The sequence below is a fragment of the Novosphingobium sp. PASSN1 genome (assembly GCF_002278815.1).
In genome coordinates this window covers 272,728-298,319 of the sequence record NZ_NKIS01000002.1, presented here as the reverse complement: position 1 = coordinate 298,319, position 25,592 = coordinate 272,728, and the positions used below count along the sequence as shown (strand labels likewise).

18 protein-coding genes are annotated in these 25,592 nt (G+C 66.0%); 10 read left to right on the top strand and 8 right to left on the bottom strand.

Going from position 1 to position 25,592, the window contains the following annotated elements; genetic code table 11:
- Nucleotides 1-65 precede the first annotated feature (65 nt).
- Complete coding sequence (locus CFE35_RS04210) at nucleotides 66-371, bottom strand: hypothetical protein (protein ID WP_292928267.1); 306 nt, start codon at nucleotides 369-371, stop codon at nucleotides 66-68.
- A 293-nt stretch (nucleotides 372-664) separates the two neighbouring features.
- Between CFE35_RS04210 and lptB the strand changes: the two genes are divergently transcribed.
- From lptB to CFE35_RS04195, 3 genes are read left to right on the top strand one after another with little or no spacing between them, the layout of a single operon-like run.
- Nucleotides 665-1,432 carry an LPS export ABC transporter ATP-binding protein gene (gene lptB, locus CFE35_RS04205; protein ID WP_292928855.1) on the top strand — a complete coding sequence of 256 codons (768 nt, stop codon included), beginning with the start codon at nucleotides 665-667 and terminating at the stop codon, nucleotides 1,430-1,432.
- A 44-nt stretch (nucleotides 1,433-1,476) separates the two neighbouring features.
- Nucleotides 1,477-3,021 carry an RNA polymerase factor sigma-54 gene (gene rpoN / locus CFE35_RS04200; RefSeq protein WP_292928265.1) on the top strand — a complete coding sequence of 515 codons (1,545 nt, stop codon included), beginning with the start codon at nucleotides 1,477-1,479 and terminating at the stop codon, nucleotides 3,019-3,021.
- A 25-nt stretch (nucleotides 3,022-3,046) separates the two neighbouring features.
- Nucleotides 3,047-5,071, top strand: a complete 2,025-nt coding sequence (locus tag CFE35_RS04195) for an amidohydrolase family protein (protein WP_292928263.1) — start codon at nucleotides 3,047-3,049, stop codon at nucleotides 5,069-5,071.
- A 33-nt stretch (nucleotides 5,072-5,104) separates the two neighbouring features.
- Here the strand turns inward: CFE35_RS04195 and CFE35_RS04190 are convergent, their stop codons facing one another.
- From CFE35_RS04190 to CFE35_RS04175, 4 genes are read right to left on the bottom strand one after another with little or no spacing between them, the layout of a single operon-like run.
- Nucleotides 5,105-5,968, bottom strand: a complete 864-nt coding sequence (locus CFE35_RS04190; RefSeq protein ID WP_292928261.1) for a phosphodiesterase — start codon at nucleotides 5,966-5,968, stop codon at nucleotides 5,105-5,107.
- A 19-nt stretch (nucleotides 5,969-5,987) separates the two neighbouring features.
- Complete coding sequence (locus CFE35_RS04185) at nucleotides 5,988-7,871, bottom strand: cytochrome c3 family protein (RefSeq protein ID WP_292928259.1); 1,884 nt, start codon at nucleotides 7,869-7,871, stop codon at nucleotides 5,988-5,990.
- Nucleotides 7,872-7,891: 20 nt separating this feature from the next.
- Nucleotides 7,892-8,809 (bottom strand): hypothetical protein, encoded by a 918-nt coding sequence (locus CFE35_RS04180; protein WP_292928257.1) that lies wholly within the window; start codon nucleotides 8,807-8,809, stop codon nucleotides 7,892-7,894.
- Between the two features lie 3 nt (nucleotides 8,810-8,812).
- Nucleotides 8,813-11,416, bottom strand: a complete 2,604-nt coding sequence (locus CFE35_RS04175) for a cyclic nucleotide-binding domain-containing protein (protein WP_292928255.1) — start codon at nucleotides 11,414-11,416, stop codon at nucleotides 8,813-8,815.
- Nucleotides 11,417-11,671: 255 nt separating this feature from the next.
- On the opposite strand from CFE35_RS04175, the gene CFE35_RS04170 reads away from it, so the two are divergent.
- Nucleotides 11,672-12,688 carry a tetratricopeptide repeat protein gene (locus tag CFE35_RS04170; protein WP_292928253.1) on the top strand — a complete coding sequence of 339 codons (1,017 nt, stop codon included), beginning with the start codon at nucleotides 11,672-11,674 and terminating at the stop codon, nucleotides 12,686-12,688.
- Nucleotides 12,689-12,952: 264 nt separating this feature from the next.
- Nucleotides 12,953-13,654, top strand: a complete 702-nt coding sequence (gene ctrA, locus CFE35_RS04165) for a response regulator transcription factor CtrA (RefSeq protein WP_292928250.1) — start codon at nucleotides 12,953-12,955, stop codon at nucleotides 13,652-13,654.
- 80 nt (nucleotides 13,655-13,734) lie between these two features.
- Here ctrA and CFE35_RS04160 read toward each other — a convergent pair whose 3' ends face one another.
- Nucleotides 13,735-14,580 carry a helix-turn-helix transcriptional regulator gene (locus CFE35_RS04160; RefSeq protein WP_292928248.1) on the bottom strand — a complete coding sequence of 282 codons (846 nt, stop codon included), beginning with the start codon at nucleotides 14,578-14,580 and terminating at the stop codon, nucleotides 13,735-13,737.
- A 193-nt stretch (nucleotides 14,581-14,773) separates the two neighbouring features.
- On the opposite strand from CFE35_RS04160, the gene CFE35_RS04155 reads away from it, so the two are divergent.
- From CFE35_RS04155 to CFE35_RS04145, 3 genes are all read left to right on the top strand, one after another.
- Nucleotides 14,774-17,035, top strand: coding sequence for a TonB-dependent receptor (locus CFE35_RS04155; RefSeq protein WP_292928246.1), 2,262 nt, complete (start codon nucleotides 14,774-14,776; stop codon nucleotides 17,033-17,035).
- A gap of 46 nt (nucleotides 17,036-17,081) precedes the next feature.
- Nucleotides 17,082-17,810 carry a tRNA (guanine(46)-N(7))-methyltransferase TrmB gene (locus tag CFE35_RS04150; protein WP_292928244.1) on the top strand — a complete coding sequence of 243 codons (729 nt, stop codon included), beginning with the start codon at nucleotides 17,082-17,084 and terminating at the stop codon, nucleotides 17,808-17,810.
- Nucleotides 17,811-18,005: 195 nt separating this feature from the next.
- Complete coding sequence (locus CFE35_RS04145; RefSeq protein WP_292928242.1) at nucleotides 18,006-18,554, top strand: hypothetical protein; 549 nt, start codon at nucleotides 18,006-18,008, stop codon at nucleotides 18,552-18,554.
- An 81-nt stretch (nucleotides 18,555-18,635) separates the two neighbouring features.
- Here CFE35_RS04145 and CFE35_RS04140 read toward each other — a convergent pair whose 3' ends face one another.
- Nucleotides 18,636-20,372, bottom strand: a complete 1,737-nt coding sequence (locus CFE35_RS04140) for a DEAD/DEAH box helicase (RefSeq protein WP_292928240.1) — start codon at nucleotides 20,370-20,372, stop codon at nucleotides 18,636-18,638.
- Between the two features lie 228 nt (nucleotides 20,373-20,600).
- Between CFE35_RS04140 and adh the strand changes: the two genes are divergently transcribed.
- Together adh and CFE35_RS04130 are read left to right on the top strand one after the other, a co-directional pair.
- Nucleotides 20,601-22,106, top strand: a complete 1,506-nt coding sequence (adh, locus tag CFE35_RS04135) for an aldehyde dehydrogenase (protein WP_292928238.1) — start codon at nucleotides 20,601-20,603, stop codon at nucleotides 22,104-22,106.
- A gap of 4 nt (nucleotides 22,107-22,110) precedes the next feature.
- Nucleotides 22,111-22,452 (top strand): DUF779 domain-containing protein, encoded by a 342-nt coding sequence (locus CFE35_RS04130; RefSeq protein ID WP_292928236.1) that lies wholly within the window; start codon nucleotides 22,111-22,113, stop codon nucleotides 22,450-22,452.
- A gap of 304 nt (nucleotides 22,453-22,756) precedes the next feature.
- Here CFE35_RS04130 and CFE35_RS04125 read toward each other — a convergent pair whose 3' ends face one another.
- Nucleotides 22,757-25,519 (bottom strand): calcium-binding protein, encoded by a 2,763-nt coding sequence (locus CFE35_RS04125; protein ID WP_292928235.1) that lies wholly within the window; start codon nucleotides 25,517-25,519, stop codon nucleotides 22,757-22,759.
- Between the last annotated feature and the right edge of the window lie 73 nt (nucleotides 25,520-25,592).

The following is a 25,592-nucleotide window of genomic DNA, read 5'->3' as shown; positions in this document are numbered from 1 at the left end:
CAGTGCAGAGCCTTCGCCGGGCGATCTAGCCCGCTCCTGCGCTTCCCGCAATCAGCCCAAAGACATTAGGCCAGCGAGACAAGCGTCCGGAACACGGCCGCCAGCAGAAACGGCACGCCAATCGCAACCGCCCAGATCGCCAGCTGGTCGCGGCGGAAATCGGCAAGCAGCGCGGGATCGGATGCCTTTGTGTCGCTCAGGCTTTCCCAGCGGCGTTCGAAGTGGCGAAACATCGGAATGATCCCGGCCACCAGCACGATCAGCGCCAGCATCGGCAGCATCGAGCCGCCTTCGCCTTCCAGCGTGCGCAAGGTGACGAAGATCTGCAGGGCGGTGTAGACGAGCAGGCTGTAGGCGACCGTGTCGCTCATCCGCTTGCGCCAATCGCTTGCCCGATCACTTGGCTGGCCTGCCATAGCTGACCTTTCGCTGCCCGGATCCGCGGCTATGCCTTTGCGCATCGGTCTTGCCCCTGTTTTCATGCTCTCCACGCGAAGTAGACCACGCATTCCGATTTGTTTCAAGCACTGCAATATTTGCAGTTTCGCCCTGCCTTGGGGCAATCACCGCGCTGCTGGTACAAATACTGCCATGCATAAATCCTGCCAAAGGCGTGCAGACGGGCTTTGCCCGCGCCGCGGACCCGGCTATGGACCATTCGCCTATGGACGAGATGCCTGCCACAGCGACCAACCATGCCACCCTCGAGAAGGGCGGGCTGGAAGTGGTCTCGATCGCCAAGAGCTACGACAAGCGCGCGGTGCTCACCGATATCTCGCTGTCGGTGGCCAAGGGCGAAGTGCTTGGCCTGCTTGGGCCCAACGGTGCGGGCAAGACCACCTGCTTCTATTCGATCATGGGGCTGGTACGCCCGGATTCGGGCCGCATCCTGCTCGATGGCGTCGATATCACCCGCCTGCCGATGTACCGCCGGGCCATCCTCGGCCTTGGTTACCTGCCGCAGGAAACCTCGATCTTCCGGGGCATGACGGTCGAGCAGAACATCAACACGGTGCTCGAACTGGTCGAGCCAGACAAGGCGACCCGCGCCGCCGAGCTGGACCGGCTGCTCGATGAATTCGGCCTGACCCGCCTGCGCGCCTCACCGGCCATGGCGCTTTCGGGCGGGGAGCGGCGGCGCTGCGAAATCGCGCGCGCGCTCGCGGCCAATCCCTCGATCATCCTGCTGGATGAGCCGTTTGCGGGTATCGATCCGCTTTCGATCAGCGATATTCGCCATCTGGTGATCGATCTCAAGAACCGGGGCATCGGTGTGCTGATCACCGATCACAACGTGCGCGAGACGCTCGATATCGTGGACCGCGCCTGCATCATCTATGGCGGCCAGGTGCTGTTTGCCGGCAGCCCCGAGGCGCTGGTGGCCGATCCCAACGTGCGGCGGCTCTATCTCGGTGAGGGCTTCACCCTGTGACGGTTCAGGGTATCACCCCTCCGCGCTTGGAAGGATAGCCAGCGATGGCGCTGGGTCCGCGGTTAGACCTCCGCCAAAGCCAGTCACTGGTCATGACCCCGCAGCTCCAGCAGGCGATCAAGCTGCTGGCGCTGTCGAACCTCGAGATCGAGGCCTTCATCGGCGATGCGCTGGACTCCAATCCGCTGCTCGAACTGGGCGAGGGCGCAAGCGATGGCCCCGTTGATCCGGGATTCGAGGGCGAAGCGGAAGGGCTGCGGCGCACCACGCTCGAAAGCTCACCGGTCGATCAGCTGGTCAGCGAAGGCCGTGCGGCGGATGATCGTCCGCTGGATATCGATGCCACCGCGCTCGACCGCGACCGCGATACGGGGGACGGCGCGCGGAGCGACTTCACCGACAGCCTCGGCAATCTTGGAGGCGGCGATTTCGGCAGCGGAGGTGCGGGCGGCGAAGGGCCCGATATCGACGAGCGCGGCGGCAACAGTGCAACCCTTGCCGAGCATCTCCACGCCCAGATCGGTGCGGTCACGTCGGACCCGGCGCTGCTGTTTGCCGCGCGCTGGCTGATCGGCCAGATCGACGAGGCGGGCTACCTCACCACCACATTGGACGAAGCGGGCGGCGCGCTCGGTCTGCCGCAAGTCGCCATGCAGGCTGCGCTCGGCCTCGTCCAGTCGCTCGATCCCACGGGCGTGGGCGCGCGCAATCTCGGAGAATGCATCGCGCTCCAGGCGCGCGAGGCGGACCGCTATGATCCGTGCATGGCGCGGCTGATCGACAATCTCGATCTCCTCGCTCGCGGCGAAATCCCCCGGCTCAAGCGGCTGTGCCAGGTCGATGACGAGGACTTTGCCGACATGCTGCGCGAACTGCGCAGCTATGATCCCAAGCCCGGCCTGCGCTTTGGCTCCGGCCCTGCGGAAGCGGTCGTGCCCGATATTCTGGTGCAGGCGGTGACGGGCGATGATGGCGTGCCCGGCTGGGATATCGCGCTCAATCCGGCCACTCTGCCGCGCCTTGTCGTCAACCGGCGCTATTATGTCGAGATGCGCGGTGCCTGCGTGGCCAAGGACGCCAAGGCCTGGCTGGGCGAGCGGCTGGCCGATGCCAACTGGCTGCTGAAAGCGCTCGATCAGCGGCAGAAGACGATCCTCAAGGTCTCGGCGGAGATCGTGAAGCAGCAGGAAGGCTTCTTCCGGCTGGGCGTGGCGCATCTCAAGCCGCTGACCTTGCGCACGGTGGCCGAGGCGATTTCGATGCACGAATCGACCGTCAGCCGGGTCACCTCGAACAAGTACCTCCATTGCGCGCGCGGCACCTTCGAGCTGAAGTACTTCTTCACCTCCGGCGTTGCCTCGTCCGATGGCGAAGGCGCGGTGTCTGCCGAAGCGGTGAAGGCGGCGATTCGCCAGCTGATCGAGGCGGAAGACCCCAAGGCGGTGCTGTCAGACGATACGCTGGTCGATCTGCTCAAGGCGCGCGGCTTCGATCTCGCCCGGCGGACAGTGGCGAAATACCGCGAGGCGATCGGCCTTGGCAGTTCGGTGCAACGGCGGCGGCAGAAGACGCTGGCCGGCGTGCGATGAAAGTGGACAGGGGAGACAAGTGGTCATGAAGTTCAAGCTGGTTCTCGCCGCTGCACTGTGCAGCGCGGCTTCGCCGCTTGCCGCCCGCCCAGTGGAATACCGGATGATCGCCGACAAGGCCGATATCGGCCGTTATATCGCCGATCAGAACGGGCAAACGATCACGATCGACTTCGACATCAAGCAGAACGGGCGCGGGCCGACGATCAAGGAAAAGATCGTGCTCGCGGCGGATGGTTCCCCCGCCAACTGGACGATCACCGGGCGCACGACATTCGGCAATGCCGTGAACGAGCGGTTCACGCGCAGCGCGGCAGGCGCGAAATGGCAGGATCTGGCCGGGCCGGGCGCCATCAAGGGCCCTGATGCGCCACGCTACTATGTCGCGCAGAACGGTTCGGTGAGCGATATCGCGCTGATGGCGAAAGCCTTGCGCAGTGCGCCCGGCATGGCGCTGCCGGTGGCGCCGGCAGGCCTTGCCCGGCTGACGGAAAAGGGCCGCCACGTGTTTGACGGGCCGGATGGCCGACTGGACGTGACGACTTACGAATTGAGCGGGCTGGCGCTCGATCCCAGCATCATCACGCTCGATGCATCAGGAGAGCTGTTCGCCGTTTCCTCGCCGGATTCGGTGCTGGTGCGCAAGGGCTACGAGGCAGTTGCGGTCGAGCCGCTGCGCGCAGAGGCCGAGCGGCTGGGGGCGGAGCGCTTCACCACGCTGCAGAAAGACAACGCCCGGCGCTATGCCGGGCCGGTGCGCATCCGCAACGTGCGCGTGTTCGATCCGGCGGCCAAGGCGCTGACCGAGCCGCGCGATGTCGTGGTGTTCGGCCGGAAGATCAGCGAAGTCGTGCCCGCCGGCAGTCCGGCGGTTCCGGGAGAGACCACCATCGACGGGGCGGGCGGCACGCTGGTGCCCGGCCTGTTCGAAATGCACGCCCACCTCGCGCAGCAGGACGCGCTGCTCAATGTGCTGGCGGGCGTGACTTCGGTGCGCGACATGGGCAACCGCGACGATGTGCTCGATCAGCTGAATGCGCGGATCGAAGCGGGCGAACTGGCGGGGCCGCGCATTGTGCGTTCGGGCTTCATCGAAGGGGAAAGTCCCTATTCGGCGCGCAACGGCACGGTCGTCGCCTCGCAGGACGCGGCCATCGCGGCGGTGCGCAAATATGCCGCGCGGGGGTTCTGGCAGGTCAAGCTCTACAACTCGATGAAGCCGGAATGGGCACCCGCCATCGCTGCCGAAGCGCACCGGCTGGGGCTGCGGGTGGCGGGCCATGTCCCGGCATTTTCCAATGCCGATGCGATGATCGCCGCCGGGTTTGACGAGGTCACGCATGTCAACCAGCTCATGCTCGGCTGGGTGCTCAATCCGGATGAGGACACGCGCACGCTGTTCCGCTTTACCGCGATGCGGCGCTTCCCCGCGCTCGATGTGAAATCGGCCAAAGTGCAGGCGACGCTCGATGCGATGGTCGCGCGCCATGTCGCGCATGAACCGACCATCGGCATCCACGAACTGGGCCTTACCGCGCTGGACGGCCAGCCCAATCCCGGCGCGCTCGATTATATCGATCACATGCCGCCTGCCGAGCAGCGGCAGCTCAAGCAGGCGCTGTTTGGCACGGATACGCCGCAGCAGCGCGCAGACTATGTCGCGGCCTATGGCAAAGTGCTGGAAACGCTGACCGAGATGAACCGCAAGGGCATCCTGCTCATCCCCGGCACCGATACCGGCGGCGCGTTCACCTATCACCGCGAGCTCGAACTGTTCGGCAAGCTGGGCCTCACCCCGGGGCAAGTCCTTGCGCGCGCCACGCTGGAGATGGCGGCCTACCTCCATCAGGATCAGCAGCTGGGATCGGTGGAGCGCGGCAAGCTCGCGGATTTTTTCCTCGTGCCCGGCGATCCGGTGAAGGATCTGAAGGCGATCAAGGCCATCGCGATGGTGGTGAAGGACGGCACGTTCTACTACCCGGCGGAAATCTACCCCAAGCTCGGGATCAAGCCGTTTGCCGCTGCGCCGAAGGTGACCCAGCCGGATTGATGCGGCCAGCCTGAGGCAGGCGCACCGGGCGGTTCAGTGGCCGCCGGGTGTGCCCGGTCGTTCGGCCAGCATGTGCTGGATCATGCCCTGCAGGTTCGCGTCATAGCGCGCGAGGATCGTGTGATCCTCGGCCGTCTGCCAGTGGGTGACAAGCTCGCGGCCATTGAACCAGTGCAGCGCATAGGCGGGCGGATCGGCCACGATCAGCGGGCGCTGGTCTGGCACGTCGGGGTCGATTGGCCTGAGATCGAGCGCGACTTGCGGCGCGGTTGAGGGGCAGGTGGCGACGACGAGGTCTTCCCAATGCGTCGTCACGGCGCGGTGGATGTGCCCGCAGATGAGGCCGATGACATTGGTCCGCCCGCGCAGGCATTCGGCAAGGCGCTCCACCCATGGCTCGGCGGGATCGGTGTTCATCCAGGCGATGCCCACTTCGATCGGCGGGTGGTGCTGCACGATCAGCGTCTTGCGGTCCGGCTGTGCATCGAGCTGGGCCATGAGCCACGCCGCCCGCGCTTCGCAGAACGCGCCGCCGTGGCGGCCTTCTTCCAGCGTATCGAGCACCAGCAGGCGCATTGCCGGGGTTTCGATGGCATATTGCAGGAAGCCGCCATCAAACTTCGCGCCGGGGAACACATCGGCGAATGTCGCGCGCTCATCATGGTTGCCGAGCGCGTAGTAGACGGGAAAGGGCAGGCCCGAGAGCGCCTCGTCGAGCCGCTCGTAGCTGGCGCGGTCGCCCCGGTCGATGAGGTCGCCGGTGGCGAGCAGCATGTCCGGGCGCGGCACCATGCGCGCCAGTTCCGCCACCACCCGGTCGAGCCGCTGGCGGTTGAATTCGCCGGGACTGTCGGGCTCGAAGCCCAGGTGAATGTCGGTGATCTGCGCGATCAGCATCCGGCGGTCCCCAGAATGCCTAGCGCAGCGCTGGCGAGTGGCGTGGGCGATCCCAGGCTGCGGTAAGCAGCGCAGGGCCTTTGCGTTTGTCGGCCGGCTTCCACGGTGCGCCGTTGTCCATGTGATACTCGTGACACATCGCGCAGCCCGATGCGACCGGTTCCTTGACGTGCGCGCTCGCCAGCTTTGCCCCGCCTTCGCCGACATGGCACGAACGGCACCCGCCCGCGCCATCGATCCCCGGCACCAGCACGGCATTGGCATCGTTCGAAGTGGCCGCCTTCACATGGCAGCTGGCGCAATCGGACTTGCGATGGTCCTTATGGTCGAACCAGCCCTTGTTGTAGTAGCGTCCGTTCTGCGCGACTTTCTGGACGCTGAAGCCGCCCGTCGCCGCGCCGCCGCTGCGCGTCACGGTATGGCAATCATAGCACATGCCGCCCTTGCTGAAGACCGCCGCCACGGCCTGATCGGCCTGCATCGGATAAAAGTGGACCGCGCGGGCATAGTCTGCCGCGCTCGATTGCTGCGCGGCGGCCCCCGGGATGCGCCGCGCCATGCCCGAAAGGCTGGCCGGCCGCGGCGGCATGCCGCCCCGGAATGCGGCGCGCAGATCGGCGACGACTTGTTCGGGCTGGCCGTGCCGCAGCGTGCGGAACGTGCCGCCGATCTCGTCGAAGGTCAGCGAATGGCAGCTCTGGCAGGCCTTCTCCATCTCGACCGGCTTGAACCGAGCGCCGCCGCTTTCTGTCTGGTGGCAATCCTTGCAGCCCAGCGCATCATTTGCGGCAAATTCGCCCGGACGGCGGCGCACCATCTGCGCGATGCCGTTGGTTTTCGAAAGGTGCTGCGCGTGGGTGAACTTCAGGCCGGTGTTTTCCTTCATCCCGTCCTGCCACACGGCGCGCTGGAACAACGGCTTGCCGTCCCCGCCGATCCCGGAAACCAGCATGGGCCGGAACTGGGGGTGGGCCGTCCCGAAATCGGCGGCATCGGCGATCTTCGTGTCAGACAAGCGCGTCTTCAACCCATCGTGGCATTCGGTGCAGAATTGCTGCCGAGTGGCGGGCATAGCACCCGCGCCCTCATGCTCGGTGTGACAATCGACACACCTGCCCGCCGGACGGTTGAACGCCGTGGCCACGGCGCGCTGGAATCCGGCGAACCCGGTGGGCACCCCGCGCGCTTTCAGCAGCCGCGCGCCATCGGCGATATGCTCGTGCGCATCGGCCTTGTGGCAGGTCATGCAGGCGTTATCACGCACCGCCACGAACGGCTGCACGTGGCAGGACTGGCAATCGTTGTTCAGATTCTTGTGCGCGAGGCTGAGGTTGCCGGAAGACCATGCCGTATCGCCATGGATCCCCGCAGGGCGCCGCGCATCCTTGTGCAGCGCTAGCGGCTGGTAGGTCGCCCACGACCAGATCGGCACCGCCAGAAACGCGATCAGCATCAGCGCGGCAAAACCCCATGCGGAGAGGCGCTTGCCCGGCAGCAGTTTCTGCAGCGTGTAGGCGCTGCCGATATCGATGGCTTCGGCGCTTTCCGAGACGGCCTCGACACGGCGCACGGTGAAGGCGGGCAGGCCGCTCTCCGCCTCGCGCGTCAAAGTGATGCGGTGGCCGCCGAAGCCGAGTTCCGCGCCGGTCGCGATCTCCAGCTCACTTGTGGTGGCCGAACGGCCATTCACGGTGAACGGCTGCTCACCGATCGAATCGATGCGCAGCGTATCGCCGTCCACAACGCTGACGCGGGCGTGCCGGGGATCGACGGCAAGATCGGGCAAGTGAATGCCCGAAGATGCATCGCGGCCGATGACGAGGACATCGCTCTCCACGACCGAGCGGCGGACGATCTCCTCCCCGCTGGATTTGAGGGCGATCTGGCGGACGACAAAGTTCATGGGCGGGCTCATGATGGCGTTCACCAGTAGAAGAAGACGCTGACGATATGCGCGGAAAGCGCGGCGATCAGCGCAAAGGTCATGGGGACATGGACGTAGAGCCAGGCCTGCAGCCAGCCCTTGAGCCTGAGATGGCGCCTCAGCCGCGCCAGCATGGCTTCCTTGCGCGTGAGCAGCGCGTCCACCTTGTCGAGCGGATCATCGGCGATGCGCGGCCGGTGCGCGCGCAGGCGGCGCAGTTCGCCCGCCGCCTCACGCGTGGCATCGCCGGGATAGCGCCCGGTCAGGCGGTTGATGATCGAGCCGGTGAACGGGTCCTGCTCAAGGCTGCGGCCCACCAGCGCGGCGCATTCGGGATCGAGCGGCTGGGCGGCATCGTGCAGCTGCCGGTCGAGCGAGCGCAGTGCTTCGACCATCTGCTTTTCGGTGATCGCGCCTTCCGCATCATAGCGGTTGGCCGATAGCGCGCGCGGCAGGGTGGCATAGGCGGTCACGCCGAAGATGCCCGAGACGATCACGATCATCATCAGCGCCCACGCCAGCGTGTGGACGTTCCAGCCGAAGGCGAAGCCCGAATGGAGCGTGCCGATCACGATCAGCAGGACGCCCAGCCAGACATGCGCCGAAGTCCACGCCTTCAACGACCAGCGCCCCGGCGTGATCGCGCGCTTGCGCATGCCCAGCGCGGTCAGCCACAGGATCAGCAGCGCGCCGATGGTGCCCAGCGTGTAGCCCAGCCAGCTTGAGCCGAAGTGGCCGGGTGGCAGCGGCACGAAAATATAGAGCAGTATCAGCGCGGCAGCGAGCGCGGCAGACAGCTTGATCCACTTGGCGTTCTTGTGGACGAGGAAGCCCTCGTGCGTGCTCTGGCGTTCGCGCGTCGCGCCGGTGCGGCGCTTGGTGGCGGGTGCCGGGGCGGGTGCTGGTGTCGTCGCCATGGCTCAGGCCCCCTCGTTCTCAAGCCGGGCGACGGTCAGGAACTCGTCGGGCGAAACGCGGATGGCCGCGCCCGTCGGGCAGGCGCGCACGCAGCTGGGGCCGCCGTCGATCCCCGCGCACATGTCGCACTTGATCGCCTTCTTGCGGTCTAGCTTGTCGTCGGCCACCGGATCGCCGGTGTATTTGGTGTTCTTCTTCGACCACTTGTACGGCGGCTCACCCGGCCCGGGGCCACTGCCGAAGAGGAGCCACGAGATCAGCGAGGGCTTCTTCGGCGGCACCTTGTCCATGCGGATCACGCCATAGGGGCAGTTGCGCTGGCAATTGCCGCAGCCGATGCAGGTGTCGTCGATGAACACTTCGCCGTCCGGCCCGCGGTGGATCGCGTTGGGCGGGCAATCGGCCATACAGTGCGGGTGTTCGCAGTGGCGGCAGGATGTCGGCACGTGGAGGTGCGCGAAGCTCTTGCCTGCTTCGCGGTCCAGCCTTGAAAGCCCGTCGTGGCTGTCGGCGCAGGCCTTTTCGCAGTTGTCGCAGCCTACGCAGAGCCGCTCGTCAATCAGCAGCACGTCGGTCGCTTCACCAAGGCCCTGCGAAACGAGGAACTTGGCCTGTTCCGAATAGAGATCGACGACGCCGGAGAACCCGTCCTTCTTCGATTCGACGAAGGCATTGGTGGCGCGGCGCGCTTCCATGTCCTTGCGCGCCCGCGCCAGCAGCGCGGGTTTGGCGGCGAGCACGCGGCCGAACGCCTCGCCGTCGATCTTGATCACTTCGCTCTTGATCGCCGCGCGCACGGTGGCGGTGCGCTGGCCGCCATCGATCAGTGCCATTTCGCCGACATAGGAGCCTGCGGGGAGATAGGAGAGGAACACCGGTTTCCCGCCAACGACCTTCTCGACGATCATCGAGCCGACGCGGATGACGTAGATGTCCTTGTCGTCTGCGCCTTCGGTGATGATGGCGTCCCCGGCGCGGACGCCCATGATCTTCGCGGTATCGACCACTTCGCGCACGTCGTCTGGCGTGAGGCCGGAGCCGAACATCTGGAGGAGCTGGCGTTCGGTGGAGATGCGCTCGATCGCGCGGCGGGCGCTCGGCACCTGGCTTTGCAGTTTGAGCGCGGCGTTGCGGCTGATCTCGACGCAGATGCAGTCGCTCGCCGCCACCACGGTAGCGCCGCGCCGCCGCCCGGAGATGAGGCCGACTTCGCCGAAGATCGAGCCCTGCTGGATCGGCACGACCTTGCTCGGATCGTTTGCGTCGATCCGCACATGCACCGCGCCTTCGGCAATGGCGAAGAGCGAGGAGCCGGGATCGGCCTTCTCGAAGATCGTTTCCCCCGCCTTGTAGAACCGGGCGTCCGAATCGAGCATGAACTCGCGCAGCTGCAGCGTCGTCATGCCGCTGAGGATGGCGATATTGGTGCGCAGCAGTTCCAGCCAGTCGTTCACGCTGCGCTTGCCGGGCAGGCCTGTATTCGGGAGATGGGCGAACTTGGCCTCCAGCAGCGGTTCGTCCGCTGGCTTCAGATCGGTGTTGCCGCTGACGAACTCGATGACATCATAGCCCTGGTTCATGCAGTGCTTGATGAGGGGATAGCCCGCCAGCGCGCCGATCACGAAAATGCCCGGCGCGGTCGATTCGAACTGCGGTGAAAGCGTGGGGAAGGCGAGGCGGTCATTGCTCGCGAACTCGATCCCGCAGCCTTCGACAAAGCCGCGCGGCGGGGCCGAGCCGATGCGTGCGATGATCCGGTCGCAGCGGATGCGCTCCTCGCCGTCGCGCGTGGAAAGCGTGATCCAGCCCGGCTCGACCGCCTTGGTCTCGGTCTCGTAGCGGATCGTCAGCTTGCCCGCCGCGTCATCCTCCACCAGCGCCTTGGCGTTGGGTTCTTTCGCGGTGGCGAAGCTTTCGCGCACGTTGGCCGATTTGGGCGAGCGGTTGAGCACGGTGACAACGTTGCCCTGCGCCGAATCCTCGGCCAGCCCGCGTGCGTTCTCGATCCCCGCGTCGCCCGTGCCCACCACCACGATATGTTCGTCGAGCACGGCATAAGGATCATCGAGCTGATACGTCACATGCGGCAGATCGCCGCCCGGGCAGCGCATCAGGTTCGGGTTGCCCTGCGTGCCGATGGCCAGCACCACGGTTTCGGCCATGACGACTTCGCCGCTGGTCAGCGTGATCGCATAAGGCGGGGCGTGGCGCTGCACTTCGGTTGTCGTGGTCGAACCATCGCGCGCGCGGGTGACGATCTTCTGGACCGAGCCTTCTATGGCGGGGCCGGTGCCCTTGATCGACTTGACCTCGGCGTTGTACTTCACATTGACGCCGAGTTCCTCGGTGCGCTGGTTCCAGCGGCCAAGGATGTCCTCGCGCTTGCCGGCATCGAATTCCTGATCCGAACGCAGCACCAGTTGTGATGGCGTGGCCATCACGTGCTTGCCCTTCTGGTATTTGTAGATCGTGTCGGAGAGGTGGTCCGTCTTTTCAAGGAGGACGTGGTTCAGCTTCAGCTGTGCCGCATGGCTCGCCGCGCTCATCCCCGCTGGGCCGGATCCGATGATCGCAACCCGAAATACTTGATCGCAGACTTCGCTCACCGGTGCATGCCCCCGCAATGCGCAGCGCGGGCCCTTCTGCGCTGGCCCTGCGCCTGGTTTTTCCGACATGCGATCCCGTTTGCGCGCAAGCTTAAACGATGTGCAGCGCATTGCCAGCCGCAATTTGCCCCGTGCGGAGCGCCGCAGGGGCGATGGCGCGATGACCTTGTCACCACCGCTTGCAAGGCACCGGTGGCAGAGGATATGCCCCTTGGCCAAGGGCTGTGCCGATCGCGGTGCGCCGGGGAGCATGTGATGACCGAGGCCGAACCCAAGCCGACAGCCGGACCTGCCCCCAGTCCGTCAACGGCATCTGGCCGCGGCGGGCGCGTGGTGCTCGTGCTGGCTGCCGCCGTCGCGCTCACGGCCGGGGGCGTTGCCGTCTGGCGCGGGCAGCGCGATGCCGAAATCATTGCCCAGCCGCCCGCACCCACCGAAAGCCAGGCACCCGCTGTTGATGATGTGATCACCCGGCTGGAGGCGCGGCTCAAGGCCAAGCCCGATGATGCGGAGGGGTGGCGCATGCTTGGCTGGTCCTATTTCCAGACCCAGCGCTTTGCCGAAGCGGCCACCGCGCTCAAGGAAGCGACCAAGCTCGATCCCGAACATGCCGAGACGTTTTCGTTCCTCGGCGAATCTCTCGTGCTGGCGAGCAAGAGCGAAGGCAAGATTCCGTGGGATGCGCAGGCGGCCTTCAACAAGGCGCTCAAGCTTGATCCCAAGGATGCGCGCGCGCGCTATTTCCGCGCCGTGGCGATGGATCTGGGCGGGCAGCACCGCAAGGCGATCGACGCGTGGTTCGCGCTCCTCAAGGATACGCCGTCCGATGCGCCTTATGCCGAAGATATCCGCGCGGTGATCAAGAGCGTGGGGGATCGCTACAGGATCCCTTACGAGGAACGCCTTGCCGCCGCGCAGTTTGCCCCGCCGGCCAGTGGCATGGCCACCAATGGCGCAGCGGTCGCAGGTGGCGCCATTCCCGGCCCCTCCTCGGCCGAGATCAAGGCCGCCTCCACGCTGCCCAAAGGCCAGCAGGAAGCGATGATCCGCGGCATGGTCGATGGGCTTGAGGCCAAGCTGGCGAAGAACCCGGGCAATGTGGACGGCTGGATCATGCTGATGCGCAGCCGCATGCAATTGGGCGAACCGGGCAAGGCGGCAAAGGCGCTGGAGGGCGGGCTGGCAGCCTTCCGCAACGATCTCGGCGCGGCGCGCAAACTGCGCGAAGCCGCAGGCGCGATCGGCGTGCCGGGATCGTCTGCGGCGCGATAAAGCGGCATCTCTTAAAAAAGGTTTCTGCACGCATTACGGATCGCGGCGCGGAATATAGACGGCTAGGCAGAGTTTACACTTTGATTATAATGACTTTTTACCCGCTTCCTCGGTGTTCCGCAGTCCTGCCGCCTGCGAAGGGTACCGGGCTTGCCGCTTACGATAAATTAACCTTTCATGTTCATTGGTCATATGGTTAATGGCGCTGAAGGCCCTGGTTGCAGGGCTGACCGCCACCGGGGAATGGCAACAAGGGGCTGATCCATGCGCGTGCTGCTGATCGAGGACGAGCCGACTACGGCCAAGGCAATCGAGCTTATGCTCTCGACCGAAGGCTTCAATGTCTATGCAACCGATCTCGGGGAAGAAGGCCTCGATCTCGGCAAGCTCTATGATTACGATATCATCCTTCTCGATCTCAACCTGCCCGACATGCATGGGTACGACGTGCTCAAGAAGCTGCGCGTCGCCAAAGTGCAGACCCCGGTGCTGATCCTTTCCGGCATTTCCGAGATGGACTCCAAGGTGCGCTCGTTCGGCTTCGGTGCCGACGATTACGTGACCAAGCCGTTCCACCGCGAAGAGCTTATCGCCCGTATCCACGCCGTGGTGCGCCGCTCGAAGGGCCATTCGCAATCGGTCATCCGCACCGGCAAGCTTTCGGTCAATCTCGATGCCAAGACGGTCGAGGTCGACAGCGCGCGCGTCCACCTGACGGGCAAGGAATACGCGATGCTCGAGCTGCTTTCGCTGCGCAAGGGCACCACGCTGACCAAGGAAATGTTCCTCAACCATCTCTATGGCGGGATGGACGAGCCGGAACTCAAGATCATCGACGTGTTCATCTGCAAGCTGCGCAAGAAACTGGCGCACGCCTGCGATGGCGAGAACTACATCGAAACCGTCTGGGGCCGCGGCTATGTGCTGCGCGATCCGGACGAAAAGCTGGATGTCGAAGCGGCCTGATCGGCCCTACCGGACTTTCAACCGAACAAGCCCCCCGTGCACCGGCCCGCCAGCAATGGCGGGCCGTTTGCGTTCAAGCTTCAACCGATCCGGTGAAACAGGTTGGTTTCCAGCTTGGGCATCGCGGTTCCCGCCCAGATGATCGTCTCGGTCATCGATTTCCGGTCGCGCGAAACGGTGTAGACCCGCGTCGAAACCGGTGTGCCGTCCTTGCCCAGGGTCATCACCAGCGTGCCGGGTGCAGGCTGGCGCAGCGATCCGCTGTCGATGAAGGGCATGTTGCCGGTGACGGGGACAGGCGCGGCATCGAGCGCGGCGGTGGATTCGGCATGGAGCGCCGCGCCATCGGGGTTCACGATTTCCACCTGCGTCGTCCAGCGCGCATCGGGCGCCACGCTGAAGCGGATGGTCACGCTTTTCGGCCGTTCCTCGGCAGGCACGCGCGCCACATCGAGCGCCCAGCGGCCGACGAGCGGCGAGCCGCGCGCGGCCGTTGCGGCTGGCTGCGGACGGGCGGCATTGTACGGCAGGTCTGCCGCCATGATGAGGGATCCGGCGGCAATGATGGGGAGGGCGATCAGCATGGCAATCTTTCCTTTCGGTCCGAACAGTCCGCGGCTTGCGGGCTGCGCCGATCCCTCCGCCGCAGGAAGTGCCATGGGTAGATCAGGATTCTTGTCCCAGATTTTCTGTTCATCCAGCAGCCGGGCAAGCTCGCGGCTGCTGCCCACGCCGGTCTTGCGCCGCGCATCGCGCAGGCGCTCGTTGATCGAGGCTTCCGAACGCTCCAGCAGCACGGCGATCGACTTCACCGTGTGCCCCGCCGTCAACAGGCGCAGGATCTCGATCTCTTTCTCGGTAAGCTTGTCCGCCAGCGCGCCCTGATGATCGCGCGGCGGTGCGGTGAAAGGGGCCATGGACGACATGATGCCTGATCACCACAGGCCCCGGTACGCGTCCATCCCAATTTTCTTGGGGCCGATGGTGCGCGTTGCCTGAGTTGCCGCAAGCCCCTAACCGGCAGGGACCTGCCAACCACGCTTGAAGGACCCATTCGACGTGCGCCGCGCTTCCTGTCTCCTCCCCGCTGCCGCTTTGCTTGTCGTTGGACTGCCCGCGATGTCTTCTGCGCAGGAGGCCGGAGATGCCGCCGAACAGCCCATTCTCGTCACCGCCCCCGGCGCCGGGATGGATAGCGACGATGCGCTGGGCCTGTCCCGCGCAGATCTGGCGCGTGGCGGGCAGCCCGATCTGATTGGTGCGCTTACCCGTCAGCTGCCCGGCGTCACCGTGCAGGATGCGCAAGGCAATCCGTGGCAGCCGGTGCTGGTCTATCGCGGGCAGACCGCCTCGGGCGCGCAGGGCCAAGCGCAAGGCCTTGCCGCCTATCTCGATGGCGCACGGTTCAATCTGCCGTTCGGCGATACGGTGTCGCTCGATCTCGTGCCCGATGCCGCGCTGCGCAGCGTGGAACTGCTCGATTCGAGCCCGGTCTACGGCCTCAACGCGCTGGGCGGCGCGCTCGTGCTCGAAACCGCGACCGGGCGCAGCGATCCCGGCCTGACCGGCAGCGCGTCCTACGGGGCCTATGGTGCGCATGATGTCAGCCTGGCAGCGGGCGGCGCTGCCGGGCGGTGGAGCGGCTTTGCGGCAGTGCAACTGCGCGGCGAGAATGGCTGGCGCGATTTCAGCTCATCGCGCCTCGCCAGCGGCTACCTCGATGCGGGCTATGATGGCGCGGCGGCGGGGCTTCATGCCAAGCTGCTCCTCGCCAGCACTGGCCTCAGCGGCAATGGCGCTGCACCCGAAGAACTGCTGGCGGTTCGGCGCAGCGCGGTGTTCACCCACCCAGACCGCACCGAAAACCGTTTTGCGCGGTTCAGCCTGCACCCCTGGGCCGATCTTTCGCCGACCACGCGGCTGCAGGCGGCGTTCTATGCGCAGTGGCAAAGGAGCCGCGCGCTCAACGGCGATGCCGCCGATATCGAAGCCTGCGAGGACGAGCCTGCCCTGCTTTGCCTCGAAACCGCGAGTGAGGGCGAGGAAGCATCGCAGGTCCTGACCGATCGCCTTGGCCGCCCGATCCGCGCACTGGCGGGCGACCCGACTTACGCCGTGTTCAATCGCGGCGCGCTGCGGTCGCGCGCGTTCGGCGTTCTGGCTCAGATCACCGACCGGCGGCCGCTGCTGGGCGGCAAAAACGTCCTCACCATCGGCACCAGCCTCGATTATGGCCGCAGCGCGTTCGCCGCCTCGACCACGCTCGGCACGCTTGATGAAACGCGCGGGGTTGAGGCGGCTGGTCCGGACATCGCGCAGGCAGACAACGCCATTGCCCCGGTCTCGGTCATCACGCGCAATCTCTATGCCGGGTTCTTCGCGGCGGAAACGCTGCCGCTGGGGCCGAACTTGCGGCTGGAGGCGGGGCTGCGTTTCAATCTCGCCGCCATCAAGCTGGAAGACCAGATCGGTACCGCGCTCGATGGGCGGCACCAGTTCACCCGGCTCAATCCAGGGCTTGAGCTGGATTGGGACGCCGCCCCCGGCCTTTCACTGCGCGCGGGCTATGCCGAAACCAACCGCGCGCCCACCCCGGCAGAGCTATCCTGCGCCGATCCGGAAGCGCCATGCAGCCTGGCCAACTTCTTCGTCGCTGATCCGCCGCTGCGGCAGGTGGTGGCGCGCACGTGGGAACTGGGCGCTGCGGGGCGGAGCACGGCCGGCGGCTGGCGGCTGGAATGGCTTGCCTCGGCCTACCGCGCCGATAGCCGCGACGAGATCCGCCGTGTTGCTGCGGGCGTGCGGGGCCGTGCCTATTTCCAGAACCTTGGCGATGCGCGGCGGCAGGGGATCGAGCTTTCATTCACGGCGGAGCGTGGCGGGCTGCGCGTGGGGGCGAACTATGCCTTCAGCCATGCGACAAATCGCTCGCTGGTGCGCATCGCCAGCCCCGCCAATCCGGCGGCGGAAGCGGACGGGGCGATTACCGTGCGGCCCGGCGACCGGCTTCCCGGCGTGCCCCGCCATACCGCCAATCTCAATCTCGATTATGCCGCAAAGGCCGGGGCATGGCGGCGCTTCAGCGTGGGCGGCACGCTGGCGGCGCGCTCTGGCCAGATCCTGCTGGGCGACGATTTGAACCGCGCCGCGCCGGTGCCGGGCTATGTGGTGGTTGATCTGCGCGGCCGCATCGAACTGCTGCGCGAACTCGCGCTATTCGGCGAAGTGCGCAACGTGCTGAATCGCCGCTTCGGCACGTTCGGCACGTTCGGAGAGATCGGCGAAGTGGCGCTGGCCGAAGCGCCCCATGCTGCCTCGCCGCGCTTCCTTGGCCCGGGCGCGCCGCGCCGCTGGACGATCGGCATCCGGCGCGGGTTCTGACTGCCCGGTTGACCACCAATGGCCGCCCTGCCAGAGGCCCCGCACCATGACCGCACACAAGCCGGGCGATCCGCTCACCATCAACCGCCTCTATGGCCGCGCCAAAGGCAAGCCGCTGCGCACCGGCCAGCAGGCGCTGATCGATACGCTGCTGCCGCAGATTGCCGTGCCGACCGAAGGGCCGGTGACGGCGGAGGCGTTGTTCGGCCGCGATTGCCCGCTGCACTTCGAAATCGGCTTTGGCGGCGGCGAGCACATGGCGGGCCGGGCGGACATGCTGCCCGATCATGGCTTCATCGGGGCCGAACCCTTCCTCAACGGCGTGGCGCAGGCGCTGGTCCATGTCGATGGCGGGCGCGGCTCTGATGGCACGGCCACGGGGATGCCGATCCGCAACGTGCGCATTCACCACGGCGATGCGCTGGAAGTGCTGGCCCGTGTGCCCGATGAGGCGCTGTCGTTCGTCTATCTGCTCCACCCCGATCCCTGGCCGAAGGCGCGCCACGCCAAGCGCCGGATGATGAACGACGGGCCGGTTGATCTGATCGCGCGCAAGCTGAAGCCGGGCGGTGAGTTCCGCTTCGGCACCGATCACCCGGTCTATCTGCGCCACGCACTGATGGTGATGCGCCGTCATACGGACCAGTTCGAATGGCTGGCGCAGACGGCTGCCGATTTCCAGAAGCGCCCCGGCGGCTGGCCCGAAACCCGCTATGAAGCCAAGGCCCGGGCGCAGGGGCATGAGGTCTGGTACTTCCGCTTCCGCCGCCGCTGAAGCACTTGCCCGTCATCCCGCGCGAGGCATCGCCCCTCCGGGATACCCAAGTCATGGCTTGCAAAACCTTGGCGCACCCACCCGGCCTGCCGCGCATTAACCAGTTAACCTGTTCCTAACCAACGAGGCGTACCTTCATCGACAAGGCCGGGCGAAATCTTGGGTTTCCGGCGCGAGAAGCGGAGCGAAGGGCCCATGGCCACGATCGACACAGCGCAGACCATTCTGTCCGAAATGCGGGAGTTCGCCGGATTTTCGCCGAGCGAACAGCGCTATATCCGGCGCAGCCTTGATGTCGGCCTTGGCCGCCACGATGCCTTCCGGCTCTGGGCTCGTGGTCCTGCCGAAGCCGCCTCGATCCGCACGCAATATGTGATCTATCAGGATCTCAAGCTGCTGCGCGGCCTGTTCCGCAGCGATGAGGAAAACGGCGAAGGCGCTGGTCTTGAAGATCTCGAAACCGTGATGGGCCCGCTGCTGCGCGTCACCACCTTCGATCTCGCGCAAGGCCGCCTCGAAAGCTTTTCTGCCTACCGCTTCCTCTACGAACGCCTGCTGGGCGCGGAAGTGCGGCCATGGCTGCCCGGCGCGTTCTGCGGAGCTGCCGCGCTGCCGCATATCCGCCCGGAACGCCGCAAGGAACTGCTCCAGTCGATCAGCGAAGCCGCCGCGACCGCCCCGGGCTGGTCGATGCGCGCGCCGCGCTTTTTCCCGGAGTTCGTGGAGCTTGAAGACGCGGCCTGAGGTCTGGCGTCTTCAGGTCTGGCCTCTTCAGGCCTGCGGCGGGAAAGGTGAAACCCTTGCCCGCCAGCGGCCTGTTCACCCTTACTTAGCCCGATCCGGCTTGGCCTTCCACGCGCCCTTGCGGTGGGGCTTTTTCGGCGCTTCGGGCCGGCCCGTCTGGCGAAAGGGCTTGGGCGCGTAGTTCGGCTTGCCTTCGCGGCGATGGCGGCGGGCGTCATCGCGCGGGGCACCGTCCATCACCGCAATCTCGAACTCGTCGGCTTCTTCGGTCGTGCGGCGCACTGCGTCCATGAAGCGCGCGGCGATGGCAGTGGGCACTTCGAACAGGGTTTCGTGCGCGGTGATGCGGATCGCGCCGATCTCGCTGCGGCTCACGTGGCCGCGGCGGCACAGCAGCGGCAGCACCCAGCGCGGATCGGCGTTCTGGTCGCGCCCGATGTTGAGACGCATCCACGTGCTTTGTTCAAACCCGGCGCGCGGTTCGCGCGGGGGCGGCGGCCCGCCCGGATCGCTGACCATCAGATCTTCCGGCTCGGGCATCCGGGCGCGGTGGACTTGCACCAGCGCCATGGCGATATCCTCGGCGCTGCGTTCGGCCAGCAGGCGGGTGGCGAGTGCGCGGTCTTCCTCGGTCGCTTCGACCGGAGCGAGCAGCACGGACATCAGGCGCGTGGAGTCTGCCTCGCGGATGTCGGCGGCGGAGGGCACCGGCACCCAGCGTGCAGGAATGCGCGCGCCGCGCAGCATGGCTTCCACGCGCTTGCGGCGCGGATAGGGCACGATCAGCACGGCGGTGCCCTTCTTGCCCGCGCGCCCGGTCCGGCCCGAACGGTGCTGGAGCGTTTCGGCATCGCGCGGAATCTCGACATGGACGACGAGGCTGAGCGTGGGCAGATCGATCCCGCGCGCGGCGACATCGGTGGCGACGCAGACGCGGGCGCGGCGATCACGCAGGGCTTGCAGCGCGTGGTTGCGCTCGTTCTGGCTGTGCTCGCCCGAAAGCGCGACCACGGCAAAGCCGCGCTCGGTCAGGCTGGCGTGGAGGCGGCGCACGTTGTCACGCGTGGCGCAAAACAGCATCGCGGTTTCGGCTTCGTGGAAGCGCAGCAGATTGACGACAGCGTTTTCGATATCGGCAGGCGCCACGGCCATGGCCTGATAATCGATATCGCCGTGGCCGCGCTCTTCGGACACGGTCGAGATGCGCAGCGCATCGCGCTGGTAGCGGCGGGCCAGCGCCACGATGGGCGAGGGCATGGTCGCGGAGAACAGCAGCGTGCGGCGTTCATCCGGCGTGGCATCGAGGATCGCTTCCAAATCTTCGCGGAAGCCCATGTCGAGCATTTCGTCCGCTTCATCGAGCACGGCGGCGCGCAGGGCCGAGAGCTGGAGTGCCCCGCGTTCGAGGTGATCGCGCAGGCGGCCCGGCGTGCCGACCACGATGTGCGTGCCTTGCGCCAGCATCCGCCGTTCGCGCGAGGCGTCCATGCCGCCGACGCAAGTGGCAATGCGTGCGCCGGTCTGTTCGTAAAGCCAGGCCAGTTCGCGGCTGACCTGCAGCGCGAGTTCGCGAGTCGGCGCGATCACCAGCGCCAGCGGCGCACCGGCATAAGGCATGCGGTCTTCGCCGCCGAGCAGCTCTGCCGCCATGGCAAGGCCGAAGGCAACGGTCTTGCCCGAACCGGTCTGCGCCGAGACGACGAGATCGCGGCCAGCGGCCTCTGCTTCGAGAACGGCGGCCTGAACCGGGGTGGGCGCGGCATAGCCGCGTGCTGCCACGGCGGCGCCGAGGGCGGGGGGAAGCTGTGAAAAGGGCATGGTGTTTCCGGGGAGTCTGAACAGTGGCCCGATCAAGCGGCGGAGGCCTTCATGGCCAGCTCCCGCGCCGGGCGAAGCGCGGCCCATAGCGCAATCGCAGCGGTTTGGCTTCAACTGATTGCAGGAGAAACGGCAGCACTTGTTTCTGGCCCGCCCAGCGATAGACTTCGCCGGGTCAAACCACGTGCGGACGCCAGATTCCGTGCGGGACACACGAGAGGAACGAGCATGACCGGCGCACTGCCCCCGCATCCCTTCAAGGACTATTACGGCAACTTCATCGGCGGACGCTGGGTCGATGCCGCAGACGGGCGGCGGTTCGACAATCCCTCGCCGATCACCGGCAAGGTGATCACCTCGCTCGCGCGCTCGTCCGCCGCCGATGTGGAAGCCGCGCTCGATGCCGCGCACGGGGCGAAGGACGCGTGGGGGCGGACGAGCGCCGCCGAGCGCGCGCTCATCCTGAACCGCATTGCCGACCGCATGGAAGCCAACCTCGCGCTGCTCGCCACGGCGGAGACGTGGGACAACGGCAAGCCGATCCGTGAGACGATGGCGGCGGACATGCCGCTCGCCATCGACCACTTCCGCTATTTCGCGGGCTGCATCCGCGCGCAGGAAGGCGGCATTTCGGAGATCGACAACGATACCGTGGCGTACCATTTCCACGAGCCGCTGGGCGTTGTCGGCCAGATCATCCCGTGGAACTTCCCGATCCTGATGGCAGTGTGGAAGCTTGCCCCGGCGCTGGCGGCGGGCAATTGCGTGGTGCTGAAGCCCGCCGAGCAGACCCCGGCCTCGATCCACGTGCTGCTGGAACTGATTGCCGATCTGCTGCCGCCGGGTGTGCTGGGCGTGGTCAACGGCTTCGGGCTGGAGGCGGGCAAGCCGCTGGCGCAGAGCCGCCGCATCGCCAAGATCGCCTTCACCGGCGAGACGACGACCGGGCGGCTGATCATGCAGTACGCCAGCGAGAACCTGATCCCGGTGACGCTGGAGCTGGGCGGCAAATCGCCCAACATCTTCTTCGCCGATGTGATGGATGCGGACGACGATTTCTTCGACAAGGCGCTCGAAGGGTTTGCCATGTTCGCGCTCAACCAGGGCGAAGTCTGCACTTGCCCGAGCCGCGCGCTGATCCAGGAATCAATCTACGACCGCTTCATGGAGCGCGCGATCGCCCGTGTGGAGAAGATCGTGCAGGGCAGCCCGCTTGATGCATCCACGATGATCGGCGCGCAGGCCTCCTCGGAGCAGATGGAGAAGATCCTCTCGTACTTCGAGATCGGCCGCAATGAAGGCGCGAAGGTGCTCACCGGCGGTGAGCGTGCGCTGATGGCGGGCGACATGGCGGGCGGCTTCTACATCAAGCCGACGATCCTTGAAGGCCACAACAAGATGCGCGTGTTCCAGGAGGAAATCTTCGGCCCCGTTGTGGCGGTGACGACCTTCAAGGACGCCGACGACGCGCACGCCATCGCCAACGACACGCTCTATGGTCTTGGCGCGGGCGTGTGGACGCGCAATGGCACGCAGGCCTATCGCACCGGCCGCGCGGTGCAGGCCGGGCGGGTGTGGACCAATTGCTATCACGCCTATCCCGCGCACGCGGCGTTCGGCGGCTACAAGCAATCGGGCATCGGGCGCGAGAACCACAAGATGATGCTCGATCACTACCAGCAGACCAAGAACCTGCTGGTGAGCTACAGCCCCAAGGCGCTGGGCTTCTTCTGAGGGCATGAGCGGCGTTTCCGCTACCCCGGCGGCGCTGGCCCTGCTTGGCGAGATCGTGGCCGAGCATGGGCCGGTGCTGTTTCACCAATCGGGCGGGTGCTGCGATGGCTCCTCCCCGATGTGCTATCCGGCGGGCGAGTTTCGCGTGGGCGAAAGCGATGTGCTGCTGGGGCAGGTGGGGGATGCCCCGTTCTACATCGGCGTGCGCCAGTTCGAGGCGTGGAGCGCCGCGGGCGAGGCGGTGGACCTGCTGCTCGATGCCGTGCCCGGGCGCGGGGGCATGTTCAGCCTCGATAACGGGCGCGAGCAGCGCTTCCTGATCCGTTCCGGAGCCTGCGCCGTCTGAGCCGGAAAAAGGGTGGCACCCGGGCAGGGGCTGCGGGGGGAGGGGGCCTGCCCGGGTGCGCTAGGCTCTGCGCGGCCGAAACCGGCCACCAGAGCGCAGAGAGCCGCCGGGAAGGGAGGGGGACCGGCGACCTGCTCTACTTAGGTAGCGTGATGCGCCTGCGGTAGGGGGATAAACCGGAACAGAATGTTTCATTTTCTGAAAGGGCGGCGAGCCGTGCCCCTGTCACGGTGATCAGGTCACGGTGATCAGGTCACGGTGATCAGGTCACGGTGATCAGGTCACGGTGATCAAGTCACGTCTTTCAGGCGACCAGAATGATATCGGCAAAGCTGAGCGCGGGGTGGCTCGAAGTGCCAAGCTGCGCGATCAGGATCGGCACGACCACGCCAAGCCCGTCGGCATCGTACCAGAGCTTCCCACTGGCGGTGTCGTACAGAATACGATCGCTGCCATCGTGCACCTGATCGACCCCCGCGCCTGACCAGAACTGATCTGCGGTGATCGGGCCGAGCAGCCGCCCCAGCCCGCGAAACGCGCTGCGGCCCAGTTCGATCGTGTCGCCCTCGGCGCTGTCGAAATCGCGGATCGTATCGAACGGATCGCCAAAGCGCGGTGCGGCGGCAAACTGGAACGCATCGCTGCCGCTGCCCCCGTCCAGCGTATCGGCCCCGGCACCGCCGATCAGCCGGTCGTTGCCGCCCATGCCCCGCAGCACGTCATCGCCCTTGCCGCCATCAAGGCGATTGATGCCGGAATTGCCGATGATGGTATTGGCATCGCTGCTACCGGTTCCGGACATATCGGCGCTGCCAGTCAGGATCAGCGTCTCCACCCCACTGCCGAGCTTGAAGCTGACCGATGCGTAGACGGTGTCTGCGCCGCCCAGTTCGCGCTCTCTGACGCGGTCCTTGGCGTTGTCGACATAGTAGGTGTCATCGCCGCCGCCGCCAGACATGGCATCGTTGCCCACGCCGCCATCGATCGTATCGGCAAAGGCGGTGCCGACGATGCGGTTGCTCCCGGCGTTGCCGATGATGGTTACCCCGTTCAGCACCTTCGAGGCGGAGACGGTAATGTCTGCGATGCCGGACGTATCGGCGCTGGCACCCGTGCCCGTGCCGATCACGATGCGCTCGATGCCGGTGTCCTTGTCGTTGAAGGTCGCATAGCCCAGTGCCGTGAAGCCTACGCGCACCTCGTCGATGCCGCTTGTCCCGGTGTCCTGGATTTCACCCTGATAGGAATCGCGGGCGGTGCGGATCATGTAGAGATCACCGCCATCGCGCCCGTCGAGGGCATCCTTGGCGCCGCCGCCGTCGATCACGTTGCGGCCGCTGTTGCCGGTGATCGCATTGCTGATCGTGTTGCCGGTTGCGGCCAGATCGGCGCTGCCCGTCAGTACGAGGTTGTCGGCAAAATCGACGAGTGCATAGGATACAGCCGCAATCACCGTATCGGTGCCGCCCCCGCGCACGCTTTCGATCACCTCGTCGGCGGTGTTGTCGACATAGTAGGTATCGGCACCGGCGCCGCCGTTCATCTTGTCGATGCCGGTGCCGCCGTCGATCACGTTGTCGCCGTCATTGCCCGTGATCGTGTTCGCAAGCGCGTTGCCGGTGCCGTTGATCGCGGCTTTGCCGGTCAGCGCAAGGTTTTCGATTGTGCCTGCAAGCGCCCAGTTGAGCGAGGCCTTCACGGTGTCGTCGCCGCTGCTGTCGGTGGTGCTGTCATTGGCATCGTCGACGAAGTAGGTGTCATCGCCTTCACCGCCGTCCAGCGTGTCTGCGCCCTTGCCGCCATCCAGCACGTCATCGCCGCCAAGGCCATTGAGCGCGTTGGCAGCGTCGTTGCCGATCAGCACGTTGGCTGCGGTGTTGCCGGTGCCGCTGATTTGCGCTGCGCCCGTGAGCGTAAGGTTATCGGTGTTGGCGACCAGCGTGTGGCTGACCGAGGCGCTGACCGAATCGGTGCCCTCATCGGCATCTTCGATGATGAGATCATCGGCCGAATCGATGACGTAGCTATCGTTTCCTGCGCCGCCGATCAGCGTGTCGCCGCTGCCGCCGCCATCGAGCGTGTCGTTGCCGCCCAGCCCGATAAGCGTATTGGCAGCGCCATTGCCGATGAGGATGTTGTCTGCCCCGCTGCCGGTGGCATTCACCGCCGCGCTGCCCGAGAGCGTGACGTTCTCGAAATCATCACTCAGCAGCCAGTCGAACCCGACAACCACGGTGTCGTTGCCCTGGTTCACTTCCTCGACGATCACGTCATCCGCGCTGTCGATCACATAAGTGTCGTTGCCCGAACCACCGATCATCGCATCGGTTCCGGAGCCGCCGTCCAGCGTATCGGCGCCAGAACCGCCGATCAGCGTATCCGCACCGCCGCCGCCCGCAAGCGTATCGTTGCCGTCCTCGCCAGACAGGATGTTCGCGCCGTCGTTGCCGGTGAGCGCATTGGCCAGCACATTGCCGACGCCGGAAAAATCGCCCGTGCCGAGCAGCACGAGGTTCTCGACGTTCTTGTCGAGTGCGTAGGAAAAGCTGGCGCGGATCGTGTCGCTGCCTTCCAGGTCTGCTTCCACGATCACATCGTTGAGCGAGCTCAGGACATAGGTGTCGTCCCCTTTGCCGCCGATCATCGTGTCGTTGCCGGCCTTGCCGTCCAGCGTGTCGTTGCCCAGCCCGCCGTTGAGCAGGTTGGCGGCGCTGTTGCCGGTCAGCACGTTGTCGAGCGAATTGCCGATCGCATTGATCGCGCTCGTGCCCAGCAGCGTCAGGTTTTCAAGGTTGGCGCCAAGCGCAATCGAAATGGAAGCGTTGACGAGGTCCACGCCCTCGCTGGCGGCTTCGATCACCATATCGCCGGCATTGTCGACATAATACGTGTCGTCGCCTGCGCCGCCGGTCATCTGGTCCGCGCCGGTGCCGCCGTCGATCTCGTCATTGCCGCCAAGGCCGCTGATGATGTCCGCACCGCCAAAGCCGTTGATCACATCATCGCCGCTGGTGCCGGTGAGCACGTTGGCGGTTTCGTCGCCATCGATTGGGGGTGGCGGGCTCATGAGCGGGGCACGCAGATGGCGGAACGGGCAACGGACATGGCGCGAATCTCCCGGAGGCAGTGCCCCTGAATGA